This window comes from Variovorax stachyos (assembly GCF_051400855.1).
Classification (GTDB): Bacteria; Pseudomonadota; Gammaproteobacteria; order Burkholderiales; family Burkholderiaceae_C; genus Variovorax.
In genome coordinates this window covers 50,905-64,561 of record NZ_JBLFFN010000004.1, presented here as the reverse complement: position 1 = coordinate 64,561, position 13,657 = coordinate 50,905, and the positions used below count along the sequence as shown (strand labels likewise).

Here is a 13,657-nt window from a genome sequence, read left to right as displayed (position 1 = left end):
TCAGTGTCCGCCTATGTAGATGAACTTGAAGAGGAAAACCCCGCCGATCAGCCACACCATCCAGTGCACCTGCCTGGCGCGCCCGGTGAACAGCTTGAGCACCGCATAGGTGATGAAGCCGAAGGCCAGGCCGTTGGCGATCGAGTAGGTGAAGGGCATGGCCAGGGCGGTCACCGCAGCCGGGATCACCTCGGTCGTGTCGTCCCAATCGAGTTCGGTGATGTCCCTCAGCATGAGGCATGCCACGAAGAAGAGCGCGGGCGCGGTGGCGTAGGCGGGTACCGCGCCGGCCAGGGGCGAGATCGCCAGCGCGGCCAGGAACAGCACCGCCACCGTCAGCGCGGTGAGCCCGGTGCGGCCACCGGCCTGCACGCCCGCCGCGCTCTCCACGTAGGCCGTGGTGCTCGACGTGCCCAGCAGCGAGCCGGCGAAGATCGCGCCGCTGTCGGCCAGCAGCGACTTGTTGAGCCGGTCCATCTTGCCCGGCACCAGCAGGCCGGCGCGGCGCGCCACGCCCATCAGGGTGCCGGTGGCGTCGAACAGCTCGACCAGGAAGAACACCAGGACCACGTTCAGGATGCCGCCCGTCAGCGCCGACTTGATGTCCAGCTGCAGGAAGGTGGGCGCTATCGACGGCGGTGCCGCGAACACGCCGTGGAAGGTGTTGCCGGCGAAGAAGAAGGACAGCACCGTCACCGTGATGATGCCGATCAGGATCGCACCCGGCACCTTCAGCCGGTCGAGCACCACGATCAGGAAGAAGCCGATGGTGGCCAGCACCGCCTGCGGCGTGTGCAGGTCGCCCAGCGTGATGTAGGTGGCCTTCGAAGGCGCCACGATGCCCGCGCTCTTGAGCGCGATGATCGCGAGGAAAAGCCCGATGCCCACGGTGATCGCCAGCCGTATGGACTGCGGGATGCCGCGGATGATCAGCTCGCGCAGCCGGAACACCGTGACCAGCAGGAACAGGCAACCCGACACGAAGACCGCGCCCAGGGCCGCCTGCCAGGTGTAGCCCATCTGCAGCACCACCACGTAGGCGAAGTAGGCGTTGAGCCCCATGCCCGGCGCCAGCGCGATCGGGTAGTTGGCGTAGAGGGCCATGATCCCGGTGCCCAGCGCCGCGATCAGGCAGGTGGCGACGAACACCGCGTCCTTCGGCATCCCCGCGTCGCCCAGGATCGAGGGGTTGACGAAGATGATGTAGGCCATCGTCAGGAAGGTGGTGAGGCCGGCCACGATCTCGGTGCGCACCGTGGTGTTGTGCTCCCTGAGCTTGAACAGGCGTTCTGTCCAGCCGGTCGCGGGCGCCTGTGCCTGCGGGATGAGGGTCGGCGTGTCGTGCTCGGGCATGCCGAGCACCTGCTCTGTACGGTTCATCGCGTTGTCTCCGGGTCTTTTCTGTCGTGGCGTTGGGGAGATGTCGCGACGCCGGGCGCGAGTCGGTAAGGAGGCCGGCTATCCGGAGCCGGCCGAGGAAGGTGCGGGCCTCAGCGAGGCCGCCACCGATTTGGTCCGCTCGCGCAGCCAGCGCGCCGAGCTGGAGGAATGGGTGCGCTCATGCCAGAGCTGGTAGTACATGAGGCGCGGCAGCTCGACCGGGCACGGGAGGATCGCGACCGGCAGCCGCTCGACGAAGCGCTCGCAGTACTGCCGCCCGGTGGTGAGCACCAGCAGGCTGGAGGCCACCATGTCCGGGATGAGCCCGAAATGCGCGCAGCGCGCCGTGATGTTGCGCTGCCGGCCCACCTCGTCGAGCATCTGGTCGATGATGCCGCGCGCGCCCGGGTGCAGCGGCGTGGGCGCCACATGCTCGGCCGCCAGCCAGCTCTCCAGGTCCCAGCCGCGGCGCACGGCCGGATGGTCCTGGTTGACCAGGCAGACGATCTCGTCGCCGAAGAGCCGCGCCATGTGCAGGTCCTCGGGCGGCTTGAGCCAGTTGCCGATCACCAGGTCGACCTGGCCGAGCGACAGGTGCGCGTGGTAGTCCGAGTCGGACGAGAGCGCATGGATCTCGATGCGGCACAACGGCGCCTGCGCCTTGACCTGCGCCACCAGCATGGGCAGGAAGAGCGGGTCGAGGTAGTCCGAGGCGGCAATGCGGAAGGTGGTCTGCGCGGTTTGCGGATCGAAGCCCCGCGCGTCCGAGAACAGCATCTCCGCCGCGCGCAGGATGCTGGCGGCCGGGTCGATCATGCGCAGTCCCGCATCCGTGGGCACCATGCCCGAGCCCGAGCGCACCAGCAGCGGGTCGCCCGAGAGCTCGCGCAAGCGCTTCAGCGCGGCCGAGACGGCCGGCTGGTACATGCCCAGGCGGATGGCGGCGCGCGAGACGCTGCGATCGGTCAGCACGGTGTGAAGCACCCGGATCAGGTGCAGGTCGATCTTGTCCAGAAGCGCTTGGTCTCTCATGAGCTGCCCGCAGGGTGATGCCTATGTCCGGGCAGTTATACAGCGCGGCATTCACATCGATCCCCTTGTTCGACGGGCTGCTTCAGGCCGAGGCCGACTGCACGGCCGTGACCGCGCGCAGGATGGATTCGCTGGTGGCCGGCGCCGTCAGGGGCGGGTCCACCCTGTGCTCGCCCACCGCCGACACCGCGTCGCGGATCGCGAAGAAGACCGAGAAGGGCAGCAGCAGCGGCGGCTCGCCCACCGCCTTGCTGCGGTGGATCGAGTCCTCGAAGTTCTGGCCCTCGAACAGCTTGACGTTGAAGACCGGCGGGCAGTCGTTGGCCGTCGGGATCTTGTAGGTGCTGGGCGCGTGAGTGGTGAGCAGGCCGGTCTTCGGATGCCAGACCAGCTCCTCGGTCGTGAGCCAGCCCATGCCCTGGATGAAGGCGCCCTCGACCTGGCCGATGTCCACCGCCGGGTTGAGCGACTTGCCGGCGTCGTGCAGGATGTCGGCGCGCAGCAGCTTCCATTCCCCGGTGAGCGTGTCGACGATCACCTCGCTCACGGCCGCGCCGTAGGCGTAGTAGTAGAAGGGGCGGCCCTGCATCCTGTCCTTGTCCCAGCTGAGGCCGGGCGTGGCATAGAAGCCGTCGGACCACAGCTGCACCCGGTCTAGGTAGGCCTCGCCGACGACGGTGCTGAACGACAGCGCGCGCCCGTTGACCTCGACCTGGTCGTTCGCAAAGCGCACGCCCTGCGCCTTGCCGCCATGGCGCGCGGCGGCGCAGGCGGCCAGGCGCTCGCGGATCTGGCGCGCCGCGTCCTGCGCGGCCTTGCCGTTGAGGTCGGCGCCGGTCGATGCCGCGGTGGCCGAGGTGTTGGCCACCTTCTGCGTGTCGGTCGCCGTGACGCGCACGCTCTCGAAATTCACGCCCAGTTCGTGGGCCACGACCTGCGCCACCTTGGTGTTGAGGCCCTGCCCCATCTCGGTCCCGCCGTGGTTCACCAGGATCGAGCCGTCGGTGTAGACATGCACCAGCGCGCCGGCCTGGTTGAAGTGCTTGACGTTGAAGGAGATGCCGAACTTCAGCGGCGCCAGCGCGATGCCGCGCTTGAGCACCGGGCTGGCCTTGTTGAAGGCCGCGATCTCCTCGCGCCGCGCGCGGTAGGCACTGGTGCCTTCCAGCTCGGAGACCAGCTCATGGATGATGTTGTCGGTCACGACCTGGCCGTAGGGCGTGACGTTGCGCTCGCCCTTGCCGTAGAAGTTGATGCGCCGCACGTCCAGCGGATCGCGGCCAAGCTCGCGCGCCACGCTGTCGAGGATGTTCTCGATCGCGATCGCGCCCTGCGGCCCGCCGAAGCCGCGGAAGGCGGTGTTGCTCTGCGTGTTGGTGCGGCCCGAATAGCCGTGCATCGCCACGTCGGGCAGCCAGTAGGCGTTGTCGAAGTGGCACAGCGCCCGCGTCATCACCGGGCCCGAGAGGTCGGCCGAGTGGCCGGCCCGCGAGACCATGCTGATCTCGGCGCCGAGGACGCGGCCCTCGTCGTCGAAGCCCACTTCGTACTCGTACCAGAAGCAGTGGCGCCGCCCGGTGATGAGGAAGTCGTCGTCGCGGTCCAGCCGCAGCTTGACGGGGCGCTTCAGCTTGTTCGCGGCCACCGCCGCGACGCAGGCGAAGAGCGCCGACTGCGACTCCTTGCCACCGAAGCCGCCGCCCATGCGCCGGCACTCGACCTGCACCGCGTTGGCATGCAGGTGCAGGGCGTGCGCGACCAGGTGCTGCATCTCGCTCGGGTGCTGGGTCGAGCAGTGCACGTGCATCGCACCGCCCTCCTTCGGGATCGCGTAGCTGATCTGGCCTTCGAGATAGAACTGCTCCTGCCCGCCGACTTCGAACGTGGCCTTGAGCCGGCGCGGCGCCTTGGCGATCGCGGCCTGCGCGCCGCCTTCACGGGTGCTGCGCACCAGGTGCATCGGCGGCAGCACGTACTGGCCCTTCTCGTGCGCCTGCTGCGGCGTGATGACGGGCGGCTCGGCCTCGACATCCAGCGCGTCCTTCGCGCAGGCGGCGGCGCGGCGCGCGGCGTCGCGCGTCTCGGCGACCACCGCGAACACCGGCTGGCCGAGGTAGCGGATGTCGCCGCTGCAAAGGATCGGGTCGTCGTGGACGATCGAGCCGCAGTCGTTGCTGCCCGGGATGTCCGCCGCGGTGAGAACCGCCACCACACCTGGCATGGCGCAGATCGCCTCCAGGTTCATGTTCTTGAGCCGGCCGTTCGCCACCGGCGACAGGCCGAGCGCGCAGTGCAGCGTGCCCGCGAGCTCGGGGATGTCGTCGATGTAGGTCGCCTCGCCGGCCACGTGCAGGTGCGCCGATTCGTGCGGGCGGCTGATGCCCACGCGCGCGCCGTCGTCGTGCGCCTTGGCCTCGGCATGCACGTCGATGCGCGCGGCGGTGTTCTTCAGGTAGTCGGCGAAGGCTTCGGCCGATTGCAGCAGTGCGGGGTCGAGCGGCTTGTTCATGTTCAGACTCCTTCGGCGGCGGCCTCAGTTGCGTGCGGCATCACGCTCCAGACGCTGGTGGCTTCCACCGGCAGCGGCTCCTTCGTGCGCGTTTCCAGCCACAGGCGCTGCAGCAGGTTCTGCGCCACGAGCAGGCGGTAGTCGGCGCTGGCGCGCATGTCGGTCAGCGGCTTGAAGTCCTGCGCCAACGCCCGCTTGGCGGCATCGACGCTGGCCTGCGTCCAGGGCTTGCCCGCGAGCGCGGCCTCGGCCTGCGCCGCGCGCTTGACGACCGCGGCCATGCCGCCGTAGGCCAGCCGCACTTCCTTGACGATGTCGCCGTCGAGCTCGATCGCGAAGCCGCCGCACAGGGCCGAGATGTCGCAGTCGAAGCGCTTGCTGATCTTGTAGGCCCGCACCTGGCGCTTCATCGCCGCCAGCGGCAGCACCAGGGCCTGCACGAACTCGCCGGGCTCCAGCCTGTTCTTCATGTAGTCGACGTAGAAGTCGGGCAGCGGCATGCGGCGCACGCGCTCGCCGCGGCGCAGCTCGATTTCGGCATCCAGCGACATCAGCACTGGCGGCGAGTCGCCGATAGGCGAGCCGTTGGCGACGTTGCCGCCCATGGTGCCGGCGTTGCGGATCGGCGGCGAGGCGAAGCGCAGCCAGACGTCGGTGAGCGCGGGCACCCACGCCGCCAGTGCGCGGAAGGCGTTCTCGAGCGAGGCGCCGGCGCCGATGTAGAGGGCCGGGGTGCCGTCGACCTCGCGCTCCTCCACCACCTTCATCTCGGCCACGTCGCCGACGTAGATGATGTCGCCCAGGTCGCGGAACTGCTTGTTGACCCACAGGCCGACGTCGGTGGAACCGGAGAGCAGCTGGGCCGCCGGCTTGGCCTCGCGCAGCGCAGCCAGCTGCGCGAGCGTCGTCGGCGCATGGAAATGGTCCAGCCGCTGGCCCAGCGGCGCGACGTAGTCGAAGCTCGCCTGGTGCTTGAGGCTCTGGAGCGCGGCCACCACAGGCTCGGTGTCCAGCCGCACCGCCGGCAGGTCGAACATGCGCTGGCCGGCATCGAGGATGGGCCGGTAGCCGGTGCAGCGGCACAGGTTGCCCGAGAGATCGTCGGCCAACTGCTGGCGCGTGGGCTGCGTGCCCGCGTTGCGGTGGTGCTCGTAGGTGGACCACAGCGACATCACGAAGCCCGGCGTGCAGAAGCCGCATTGCGACCCATGGCAGTCGACCATGGCCTGCTGCACCGGATGCAGCTGGGTCGCCGCCTGCTTGTCGCGCGGGGCCCGGTCGCGCCGGCCGGTGCACTGCGCCTTGAGGTCTTCGACCGTGAACAGCGCCTTGCCGTGCAGCGTGGGCAGGAACTGGATGCAGGCGTTGACCGTCTGCAGCCGCAGGCCGCCCACCGCGTCCTTTTCGCCGGGCTCGGCCAGTTCGCCGATCGCCACCGTGCACGCACCGCAATCGCCCTCGTTGCAGCCCTCCTTGGTGCCGGTGCAGCGTGCGTCCTCGCGCAGCCAGTCCAGCACCGAGCGGGTGGGATGCACGCCGCTCACGTCGACGATCCGGCCGCGGTGGAAGAAGCGGATGGGTTGGTTGCTGGCGTTCATGCTCATGGCTCGTGGGGGCGGTCTTCGTGGCGATCAAAAATCGTGCCTGCAAAGGTATTCCTTTGCGAGGCCGCATGCATACGGACGCGCCCATACGACCTATGTGGGGCTTGCTATATAACGCCCGGGAAAACCCTCGTTTAGGGGTGTTCAGCTGCCGCAGGCCGCACACTGAGCACGTCCGACAGAATCCAGCATGAGCCTCTGCACGCAACAAATCAACTTCCAGGTCGGCGACCATGGCACCGTCTCGGGACTGGTGCAGTCGCCGGCCGACCCCACCGCCTGCTGCGTCTTCGCCCATGGCGCCGGGGCGGGCATGGGGCACGCTTTCATGGGCGCGGTGTCCGAGGGGCTCGCAGCGCGCGGCATCGCCACGCTGCGCTACCAGTTTCCATCGATGGAGCTCGGCAAGAAGCGGCCCGATCCGCCGCCCGTCGCCCATGCCGCCGTGCGCGCGGCCGTGGCGCAGGCGGTGGAGCGCTTCGGAGCACTGCCCCTCTTCGCCGGCGGCAAGTCGTTCGGCGGGCGGATGACTTCGCAGGCGCAGGCGCTCGATCCCCTGCCAAGGGTGGCGGGCCTCGTGTTCGTCGGCTTTCCGCTGCATCCCGCGGGGACGCTCTCGACGGGGCGCGCCGACCATCTGTCCGATGTGCGCGTGCCCATGCTGTTCGTGCAGGGCACACGCGACGAGCTGGCCGACCTGCCCAGCATGCGCGCCGTGGTCGCGAAGCTGGGCGCTTGCGCGACGCTGGTGGAAATCGCCGAGGCCGACCATGCCTTCCACGTGCTGCGCCGTTCGGGCCGCAGCGACAAGGAGGTCCTGGTGGAAATGCTCGACGGCATGGCGGCCTGGATGCGGGCATAGCCGATGTCCGCCTGCCACTCGCACGCGCAGTCCGCGCTCTTCGTCGTCTTCAACGTCCATTCGGGGCGCGGCAGTGCGCAGGCCCTGCGCGAGGCGATCGCGCGCGCCTGCGCGGCGCACGGCCGGGCGTATCGGCTGTTCGAAGTCTCGCGCCTGCACCGCCTGTCCGACCGGATCCGCGAGGCGGTCGACGCGGCCCGGGCCGAAAGCGGCGTGGTGGTCGCGGCGGGTGGCGACGGCACGATCAACGCAGTCGCGCAGGCGGTGCTGGGCAGCGGCTGCGCATTGGGCGTCCTGCCGAAGGGCACCTTCAACTATTTCAGCCGCACGCATGCCATTCCCGCCGACATCGACGAGGCGCTGCGGGTGCTGCTCGACGAGCAGCCGGTGCCGGTGCAGGTGGGCCTGGTCAACGATCGCGTCTTCCTGGTCAACGCCAGCCTCGGCCTCTATGCGCGCGTGCTGGAGGACCGTGAGATCTACAAGTCGCGCTACGGCCGCAGCCGATGGGTCGCGCTCTGGGCGGCGGTGGTGACCGCGATGCGCCCCCACCCCGGCTGGGATCTGCGCATCCGATGGCGCGGCGAGGAGCGCCTGGTGCGCACGCCGACGCTCTTCGTCGGCAACAACGCGCTGCAGCTGCAGCAGGTCGGCATGCCGCGGCCCGAAGCGGTCGAGCAGGGCGAGCTCACGGCCATTGCCCTTCGGCCGAGCAGCCGCCTCGCCATGCTGGCGCTGATGCTGCGCGGCGCCATGGGCCGGCTCGGCGACTCGGACAACGTCATGCACACCTCCTTTCGGTCGATGTCAGTCAGCCCGGCCAAGACCACGCGGCGCCATGCCAAGGTCGCGGCCGACGGCGAGGTGCTGCGCATGGCCATGCCGCTGCACTTCCGGGTCGCGCCCGAGCCGCTGTGGCTCATCAAGCCGGCCCGCGACGAGCCGGAGGATGCGGCTCGATGAGTTGTCTGCTGCACATGTCCGATCCGCATTTCGGCACCGAGCGACCCGATGTGATGCAAGCGCTGGCCATGCTGGTGCGGACCGAGCGACCGGGTGCGCTCGTGCTCTCCGGCGACATCACGCAGCGAGCGACGCGCTCGCAGTTCGCGCGCGCTCGCGCCTTCGTGGACAGTCTGGCGATTCCGGGGCTGCTGGCAATCCCGGGCAACCACGACATCCCGCTCTTCGCGCTGTCCACCCGCCTGCTGGCGCCCTATGCACGCTACAGGGAAGCCTTCGGCGACGATCTCGAGCCGGTCGTGGATCTGCAGGACTTCCTCGTCGTCGGCGTCAACACCACGCGCTGGTACCGGCACGAGAACGGCGCCGCCTCGGCCCAGCAGGTTGAACGTGTGGCCCGCCGCCTCGCGAAAGGCTCGGCCCGGCAGCTGCGGGTCGTGGTGGTGCACCAGCCGGTTGCAGTCACGCGCGAGGAGGATCACAAGAACCTGCTCATCGGACGCGAGGAGGCCGTGCGGATCTGGGCCGAGGCCGAGGCCGACCTGGTCCTCGGCGGGCACATCCACCTGCCCTTCGTGCTGCCGCTGCACGAAGGCGCCGGCGGGCCGGCGCGCAAGATGTGGTGCGTGCAGGCGGGCACCGCCGTGTCGACCCGGGTGCGCGCGGGCGCTCCGAATTCGGTCAACCTCATCCGCTTCGAAGGCGGGGACGGCGAACGGCGCTGCACGGTGGAGCAATGGGACTGGGACGTCGGCGTCGCACAGTTCAGGCGCACCCGCGTCCACAGCCTGGCGCTCGGCACCGCGGCCTGGCCGGGGGCGACAGTGCCGTGACGCCCGATCGCTAGGAAGGCCCTTACCCGGAACGACAGCTCAGCGCGCGGACCTGAACATCACGATCAGCATGGCGACGCCAGCCAGGAACGCCAGCAGCCGCACGAGCCATGGCACCACGAGCCAGGCACCCACCACGGCAGCGATCTTGCCGAGCAGCGTCGCATTGACGACCGGTTCGCGCCGGCCGCCGTGGGGCGCGGTGCTGCCGGACACCGGGGCTCCGCACGCGGGGCAGGCACTGGCCTGCGTCGACACCTGCTTGCCGCATTCGGGACATGCGATGAGCGCCATGGGTTTCTCCTCAGGAATTCTTCGACGTCGCCGCCGCGGCGGCAGGCGGCTGGATCACGATCTCGACGCGCCGGTTGCGCTGCCGGCCCTCGGGATCGTCGCTGCCGTCGGGCTGGGCGTTGGCCGCGAGCGGCCGCCGCTTGCCGAATCCGTGCACGGTGAACGCCCGCGGCGGCTCGCCCTGCAGCCGCGCGGCCACGGCCTGTGCTCGCCGCATCGACAACGCGTCATTGTAGGCATCGGTTCCCTTGCCGTCGGTGTGGCCGTTGATGATCACCGGAGCGTCCGGGTAGCTGCGCAGCAGCTCTGCCGCTCGGTCGAGCGAGGTGCGCGCATCCGGTCGCAACTCGGCCTTGTCGAAATCGAACAGGACGTCGGCAGGGAGGTCGATCACGATCGCCTGCTGCTCGGTCTGCCGCGCCTTTAAGGTGCTCAGCAGTTCGCGCGTCACCGCCACGCGCGCGGGCGGCACCTCGGCCAGTCGGAACACCGTGCTGGGCGCCGCTGCGCTGCCGAGCTGCGATGGTGTGGCGCCGCGCGACAAGGCGTCTGCTGCAGCGAGCTTGCGGAACTCCGAGCGCGGCGCATCGGCCGCCCGCACGAAAGTACTTGGCGCGTCCTTGAGGCTTCTCGCCACGCGTTCGACCGTAAGCGCCATGCAGGGTGTGGCCAATCCCGCGCCAATCCACAGCAGAGCGGAGAACGCGCGCAGCGCTGGCGCCATGTCTGCCTTACTGCAACGCAAGCGTGATCGACAGCCCCGGCCCCGCGGTGTTGTCGGGCGTGTTGCCTTCGTTGATGACGAGGCGCAGCTGCGGTGTGGCGGGTGCCACGGCGCCGAGAAACACGAGCTTGCCTTCCATGGTGTCGCCCGAGACGATGCGCAGGTAACGGTTGCCGTCCGGTGGGCGCAGCATCAGGCGGTTGCCGGCCGCATCGGCCAGGTAAGTCGCGGTTTCGGCGAGGTTGGTGAAATTGGTCTCGCGGCTCCCGAACGAAGCACTCACGGTCAGGATGGTCGCGTCCTCCCCGAGCTCGATGTTCTTGACCCGCACTGTCAGACCTGCGCTCGCGACGCCCTGGACGCTGAGCGGCAGCTGCCTGGGGGCTGTCGCGGCAGCGGGGGCTGGCGCCGGTGGTACCGCCGCCGAAGGGGCAGGCGCGGGTGCGGCAGGTGTGGCTGGTGCCGCAGACGCCGCTGGTGCCGCTGGTGCAGCAGGCGCAGGTGCGGCAGGATTCGCCGGCGCACTCCTGTCGCCGCAGCCTGTCAGCGCCGCCGCAAAAAACAGCAACGCGATGTGAGGGGCGACGTTCATCGGATGTTCACACTGTTGACGTTGGCGTTCGATGGGGCACCGCCCCTGCAGTCCGCATCCGCATCCGCATCCGCATGAATGTCGCGGCTGTTGCGCCCGGAGACGATCACTGTCTTGCCCTGAAGCGCACGGCCATCGATGTTGACGCTGTTCACGTTGCTTGCAGCAACGTCTGCCTTCCTGCTGCCGTCGGGACACCGCACTTGGACGTTCCGCGCGCTGTTGCCGGTCACCTCGATGCGATTGGTGCCGCTGCCTGGGTTCTGGATCACCGTCGTGTCGGCCATGGCGGCAGATGACGCAGCCGCGATGCCGGCGGAACAACACAGGGGAAGAAGATGGCGATGGAGATGCATGGGAAGACTCCTCATGGTTGGCGCGGCAGCGACGGCAGGCTGTCGCGGCCGGGGAGAGGACTGGGAGGCGCGGAGGGTTGTTCGGGCGCCCCCTCGGGCTGGACGGCACCCATGCCGGGCAAGCGAGCCAGCGTGCTCGCGGTTTTCGGCGCCGCCGGAACTCCCGCCGCCGCGCCGGACGACAAGCCAGCCTGGTTGCGGATGGTGTTTTCCAGGTCGCTCGCAAAGCGCTCCGCCAGCGCCATCTCCTCGGTCGCCATTTCGCCGCCGAGGGAATTGATGGCCTCGGTCGCCTGGCGGGCGCTGGTGCTGCCGGGCGGCGCGAGCCGCTGTGCCAGGCGGGCGTAGCCGAGCGCCTTGATGTTGTCCTGCGGCGCACCGCGCCCCTGCTGGTAGAGCTCGCTCAGGCGCTGCATCGCGCGCGGATCGCCGCGCACGGCACCGAGCAGGTACCAGCGATAGGCCTGTCCGATGTCGGACACGCCAGTACGGTTGCTCTGGTACGCGTCGCCCACCATCGTCAGCAGGCTTGGGTTGTTGGTGCGCAGCGCGTCTTCCTTCAGGCGGGCGATCTCGCTCTGGTAGAGCGGCCCCTGGCAACCGGGATTCACGATGCCTCGTTCGATGGCTTGCTGGCATGACTCGACGTAGCGCGCGCCTGCACCGGGTGCCGGAGCTGCCGGGGTCGGAGCGAGCGCGGTTCCTGCCCCTGCGCCAACGGCGATCGCCGCGCGCGCCGCGCCGCCTTGCGTGCCGCCGCCGGTGCTCGCGGCGGCTTGCGCTTCGGCATCGAGCCCATGCAGCAGCGCCACCACCATCCACGCGGCTTGTGCGAGCGGGAGCAACGATGCGTGCCGCATCAGGTGCCTGACTTCGCCGGCGCAGTGCCGGCCTGCGGCGGAAGCGGCGAGTCCCAGGGCATCGGCACGCCGAAGAACAAGGGCTCGAAGCCTTGCCAGGTCAGCACGTCGACCTTGTCGCCCACTTGCGGGTAGCGCGTGGCGTACACCTCGCGCACTGCTTCGCGCGTCGGCTCGTCGAGCTTCTGGTTGACCGCCACGTTCTGCCCGTACTTTCGCAGCATCACCTGGACCAGGCCGATCCTGAGTTCCGGCGTGAGGCCCTCGAACGATGTGCGCATGTTGTCGATCACGACCGGGTCGGGCACGCCGTTGGGAATGCATCGCCAGTACGGCGTGTTGGTCGCCTTGCCCATCAGCTCGAGCACGCTCAGGTCGACCAGCGTGCGAATGGCCGAGTGCCGGCCCTGCAGGTAGCGGCCTTCGAGCTTGAAGCCGAACGAATCGCCGTAGAAGCCGATGCTCGCGTTGTCCTCGGCCGTGAAGTTGAGCACCTTGATCACGTTCGAGGCCTGGATGCGCGGAACCATCTGCTGGGTGCTGAAGCTCACCAGGTTGAGGTCGAGCGCAAGCGCCGAAAGAATGGCAGTGCGCTTCACATCGGCACCCAGCGCAGTCTCACCCTTCCCCCTTCCGAAGTCGACGCTGGCCGAGTTGGACCGACCGGCGCCCGACAAGGCCCGATCGAACTCGGTGAGCGCGCCGGTGATCAGGAAGTCGGGCATCGTCACGCCGAACTTCGCCCCGAGCTGGGCCTGCGAGATCAGGTAGTCGGGGTGGTAAGGCACGTAGACGATGCGTGCGCCTATACGGTTGACGGCGGTGCGGACCATCTCGGTGATGTCGCCTGGAATCTCGGAGCCTACCAGCGGGTTCGACAGGTTGGTCGCGTCGAGGATGCTGCGTGTCTGCATGTAGACGACCGGATCGCCGTCCTTGTAGACGTCGAGCATGCGACCGAAGCGCGAAAGCGAGGCGGCGTAAGTGCTCAGGTTGGCAGTGGGCAATTTCTTGGCGGCATCCCGCTCCGCCAACAGCCTGTCGGCATCGCCGAGCGTGTTTTCAGTGGTGGCGCAGCCAGCCAGAAAGGCACCGGCGGCGAGTACCAGGAAGCCGCGCTTGAAGCGCGCAACAGTTTTCGAGGTCATGCATTCACGGGAAAATTGTTCTTCTTCATGCTCGTTCTCCGAACGCTCATGTTCTTGCTTGCGCAGTGCGTCTCATCGGCCATTGTTCAGGACCGTGATGTTCTCCAGGCCTCTGCCTTCGACGAACAACGTCACGTTGCCGCTCACGTTGCCCTGGATCGTCGGGCTGGCGATGCGCAGTTGGCCATCGGCGCCCTGCTGGACGTTGTTGTAGTTGGTCCGGATCACGAGATTGGTCTGGTTGGGCGGCAGCTTCAGCGTGCCGTCCGGCTGCACCAGCGCCTGCTGCTCGACCACCTTGTTCTGCTCCAGTGCACGGGCGACGCGCGCCTTGGCCGTGACGCCCGGCGTGACGCCGTCGACCAGCCTGATCCCGGCTTCCTTCGAATCCTTGTACGCGCCCAGCGCTTCGCCATAGTTGACGAGCTGCGCCGAGGCGCCATTGGCCAATGCCCCCAAAGCGGCGGCAACAACGACGGTCACGACGACGGTGCGCATCT

The 13,657-nt window shown here is 68.8% G+C and carries 14 protein-coding genes; 3 read left to right on the top strand and 11 right to left on the bottom strand.

All coding sequences use genetic code 11. The annotated features are described in order from the left end of the window. The 4 genes from ACMGEZ_RS08585 to xdhA form a co-directional block, all read right to left on the bottom strand. Positions 1 to 1,353 (bottom strand): NCS2 family permease, encoded by a 1,353-nt coding sequence (locus ACMGEZ_RS08585; RefSeq protein WP_436822182.1) that lies wholly within the window; start codon positions 1,351 to 1,353, stop codon positions 1 to 3. A 105-nt stretch (positions 1,354 to 1,458) separates the two neighbouring features. Then, positions 1,459 to 2,412: a LysR family transcriptional regulator gene (locus ACMGEZ_RS08580; protein WP_436821841.1), complete on the bottom strand. Its 954-nt coding sequence runs from the start codon at positions 2,410 to 2,412 to the stop codon at positions 1,459 to 1,461. Positions 2,413 to 2,494: 82 nt separating this feature from the next. Next, positions 2,495 to 4,921 carry a xanthine dehydrogenase molybdopterin binding subunit gene (gene xdhB / locus ACMGEZ_RS08575; RefSeq protein WP_436821840.1) on the bottom strand — a complete coding sequence of 809 codons (2,427 nt, stop codon included), beginning with the start codon at positions 4,919 to 4,921 and terminating at the stop codon, positions 2,495 to 2,497. 2 nt (positions 4,922 to 4,923) lie between these two features. Continuing rightward, positions 4,924 to 6,525, bottom strand: a complete 1,602-nt coding sequence (gene xdhA / locus ACMGEZ_RS08570) for a xanthine dehydrogenase small subunit (RefSeq protein ID WP_436821839.1) — start codon at positions 6,523 to 6,525, stop codon at positions 4,924 to 4,926. A gap of 190 nt (positions 6,526 to 6,715) precedes the next feature. On the opposite strand from xdhA, the gene ACMGEZ_RS08565 reads away from it, so the two are divergent. From ACMGEZ_RS08565 to ACMGEZ_RS08555, 3 genes are read left to right on the top strand one after another with little or no spacing between them, the layout of a single operon-like run. Then, entirely contained in the window at positions 6,716 to 7,387 is a 672-nt protein-coding gene (locus tag ACMGEZ_RS08565; RefSeq protein WP_436821838.1) for an alpha/beta hydrolase family protein, read from the top strand. Between the two features lie 3 nt (positions 7,388 to 7,390). After that, complete coding sequence (locus ACMGEZ_RS08560; protein WP_436821837.1) at positions 7,391 to 8,350, top strand: diacylglycerol/lipid kinase family protein; 960 nt, start codon at positions 7,391 to 7,393, stop codon at positions 8,348 to 8,350. Beyond that, a complete protein-coding gene (locus tag ACMGEZ_RS08555) occupies positions 8,347 to 9,183 on the top strand; it encodes a metallophosphoesterase family protein (RefSeq protein WP_436821836.1) in 837 nt (278 codons plus the stop codon). The genes ACMGEZ_RS08560 and ACMGEZ_RS08555 overlap by 4 nt, the downstream gene beginning before the upstream one ends. A 39-nt stretch (positions 9,184 to 9,222) precedes the next feature. Here the strand turns inward: ACMGEZ_RS08555 and ACMGEZ_RS08550 are convergent, their stop codons facing one another. The 7 genes from ACMGEZ_RS08550 to ACMGEZ_RS08520 all read right to left on the bottom strand — a co-directional run bounded on the left by ACMGEZ_RS08550 (position 9,223) and on the right by ACMGEZ_RS08520 (position 13,655). Further along, the gene (locus ACMGEZ_RS08550) at positions 9,223 to 9,477 is read right to left on the bottom strand and encodes a zinc ribbon domain-containing protein (protein ID WP_436821835.1); all 255 of its coding nucleotides are present in this window, start codon (positions 9,475 to 9,477) and stop codon (positions 9,223 to 9,225) included. Positions 9,478 to 9,487: 10 nt separating this feature from the next. Continuing rightward, positions 9,488 to 10,201 (bottom strand): OmpA family protein, encoded by a 714-nt coding sequence (locus ACMGEZ_RS08545; protein WP_436821834.1) that lies wholly within the window; start codon positions 10,199 to 10,201, stop codon positions 9,488 to 9,490. Positions 10,202 to 10,208: 7 nt separating this feature from the next. Beyond that, entirely contained in the window at positions 10,209 to 10,532 is a 324-nt protein-coding gene (locus ACMGEZ_RS08540) for a hypothetical protein (protein WP_436821833.1), read from the bottom strand. Between the two features lie 257 nt (positions 10,533 to 10,789). After that, on the bottom strand, positions 10,790 to 11,080 hold the full coding sequence (locus ACMGEZ_RS08535) for a hypothetical protein (RefSeq protein ID WP_436821832.1): 291 nt from the start codon (positions 11,078 to 11,080) through the stop codon (positions 10,790 to 10,792). Positions 11,081 to 11,160: 80 nt separating this feature from the next. Beyond that, positions 11,161 to 11,967 carry an SEL1-like repeat protein gene (locus tag ACMGEZ_RS08530; RefSeq protein WP_436821831.1) on the bottom strand — a complete coding sequence of 269 codons (807 nt, stop codon included), beginning with the start codon at positions 11,965 to 11,967 and terminating at the stop codon, positions 11,161 to 11,163. A 41-nt stretch (positions 11,968 to 12,008) separates the two neighbouring features. Next, the gene (locus ACMGEZ_RS08525) at positions 12,009 to 13,157 is read right to left on the bottom strand and encodes a hypothetical protein (RefSeq protein ID WP_436821830.1); all 1,149 of its coding nucleotides are present in this window, start codon (positions 13,155 to 13,157) and stop codon (positions 12,009 to 12,011) included. 72 nt (positions 13,158 to 13,229) lie between these two features. After that, complete coding sequence (locus ACMGEZ_RS08520) at positions 13,230 to 13,655, bottom strand: hypothetical protein (RefSeq protein WP_436821829.1); 426 nt, start codon at positions 13,653 to 13,655, stop codon at positions 13,230 to 13,232. Positions 13,656 to 13,657 lie beyond the last annotated feature (2 nt).

Excerpts from the sequence above, each read along its gene's own strand:
- ACMGEZ_RS08585 (WP_436822182.1), bottom strand. The coding sequence starts at position 1,353 with ATGCCCGAGCACGACACGCCGACCCTCATCCCGCAGGCACAGGCGCCC.
- ACMGEZ_RS08580 (WP_436821841.1), bottom strand. The coding sequence starts at position 2,412 with ATGAGAGACCAAGCGCTTCTGGACAAGATCGACCTGCACCTGATCCGG.
- xdhB (WP_436821840.1), bottom strand. The coding sequence starts at position 4,921 with ATGAACAAGCCGCTCGACCCCGCACTGCTGCAATCGGCCGAAGCCTTC.
- xdhA (WP_436821839.1), bottom strand. The coding sequence starts at position 6,525 with ATGAGCATGAACGCCAGCAACCAACCCATCCGCTTCTTCCACCGCGGC.
- ACMGEZ_RS08565 (WP_436821838.1), top strand. The coding sequence starts at position 6,716 with ATGAGCCTCTGCACGCAACAAATCAACTTCCAGGTCGGCGACCATGGC.
- ACMGEZ_RS08560 (WP_436821837.1), top strand. The coding sequence starts at position 7,391 with ATGTCCGCCTGCCACTCGCACGCGCAGTCCGCGCTCTTCGTCGTCTTC.
- ACMGEZ_RS08555 (WP_436821836.1), top strand. The coding sequence starts at position 8,347 with ATGAGTTGTCTGCTGCACATGTCCGATCCGCATTTCGGCACCGAGCGA.
- ACMGEZ_RS08550 (WP_436821835.1), bottom strand. The coding sequence starts at position 9,477 with ATGGCGCTCATCGCATGTCCCGAATGCGGCAAGCAGGTGTCGACGCAG.
- ACMGEZ_RS08545 (WP_436821834.1), bottom strand. The coding sequence starts at position 10,201 with ATGGCGCCAGCGCTGCGCGCGTTCTCCGCTCTGCTGTGGATTGGCGCG.
- ACMGEZ_RS08535 (WP_436821832.1), bottom strand. The coding sequence starts at position 11,080 with ATGGCCGACACGACGGTGATCCAGAACCCAGGCAGCGGCACCAATCGC.
- ACMGEZ_RS08530 (WP_436821831.1), bottom strand. The coding sequence starts at position 11,967 with ATGGTGGTGGCGCTGCTGCATGGGCTCGATGCCGAAGCGCAAGCCGCC.
- ACMGEZ_RS08525 (WP_436821830.1), bottom strand. The coding sequence starts at position 13,157 with ATGACCTCGAAAACTGTTGCGCGCTTCAAGCGCGGCTTCCTGGTACTC.
- ACMGEZ_RS08520 (WP_436821829.1), bottom strand. The coding sequence starts at position 13,655 with ATGCGCACCGTCGTCGTGACCGTCGTTGTTGCCGCCGCTTTGGGGGCA.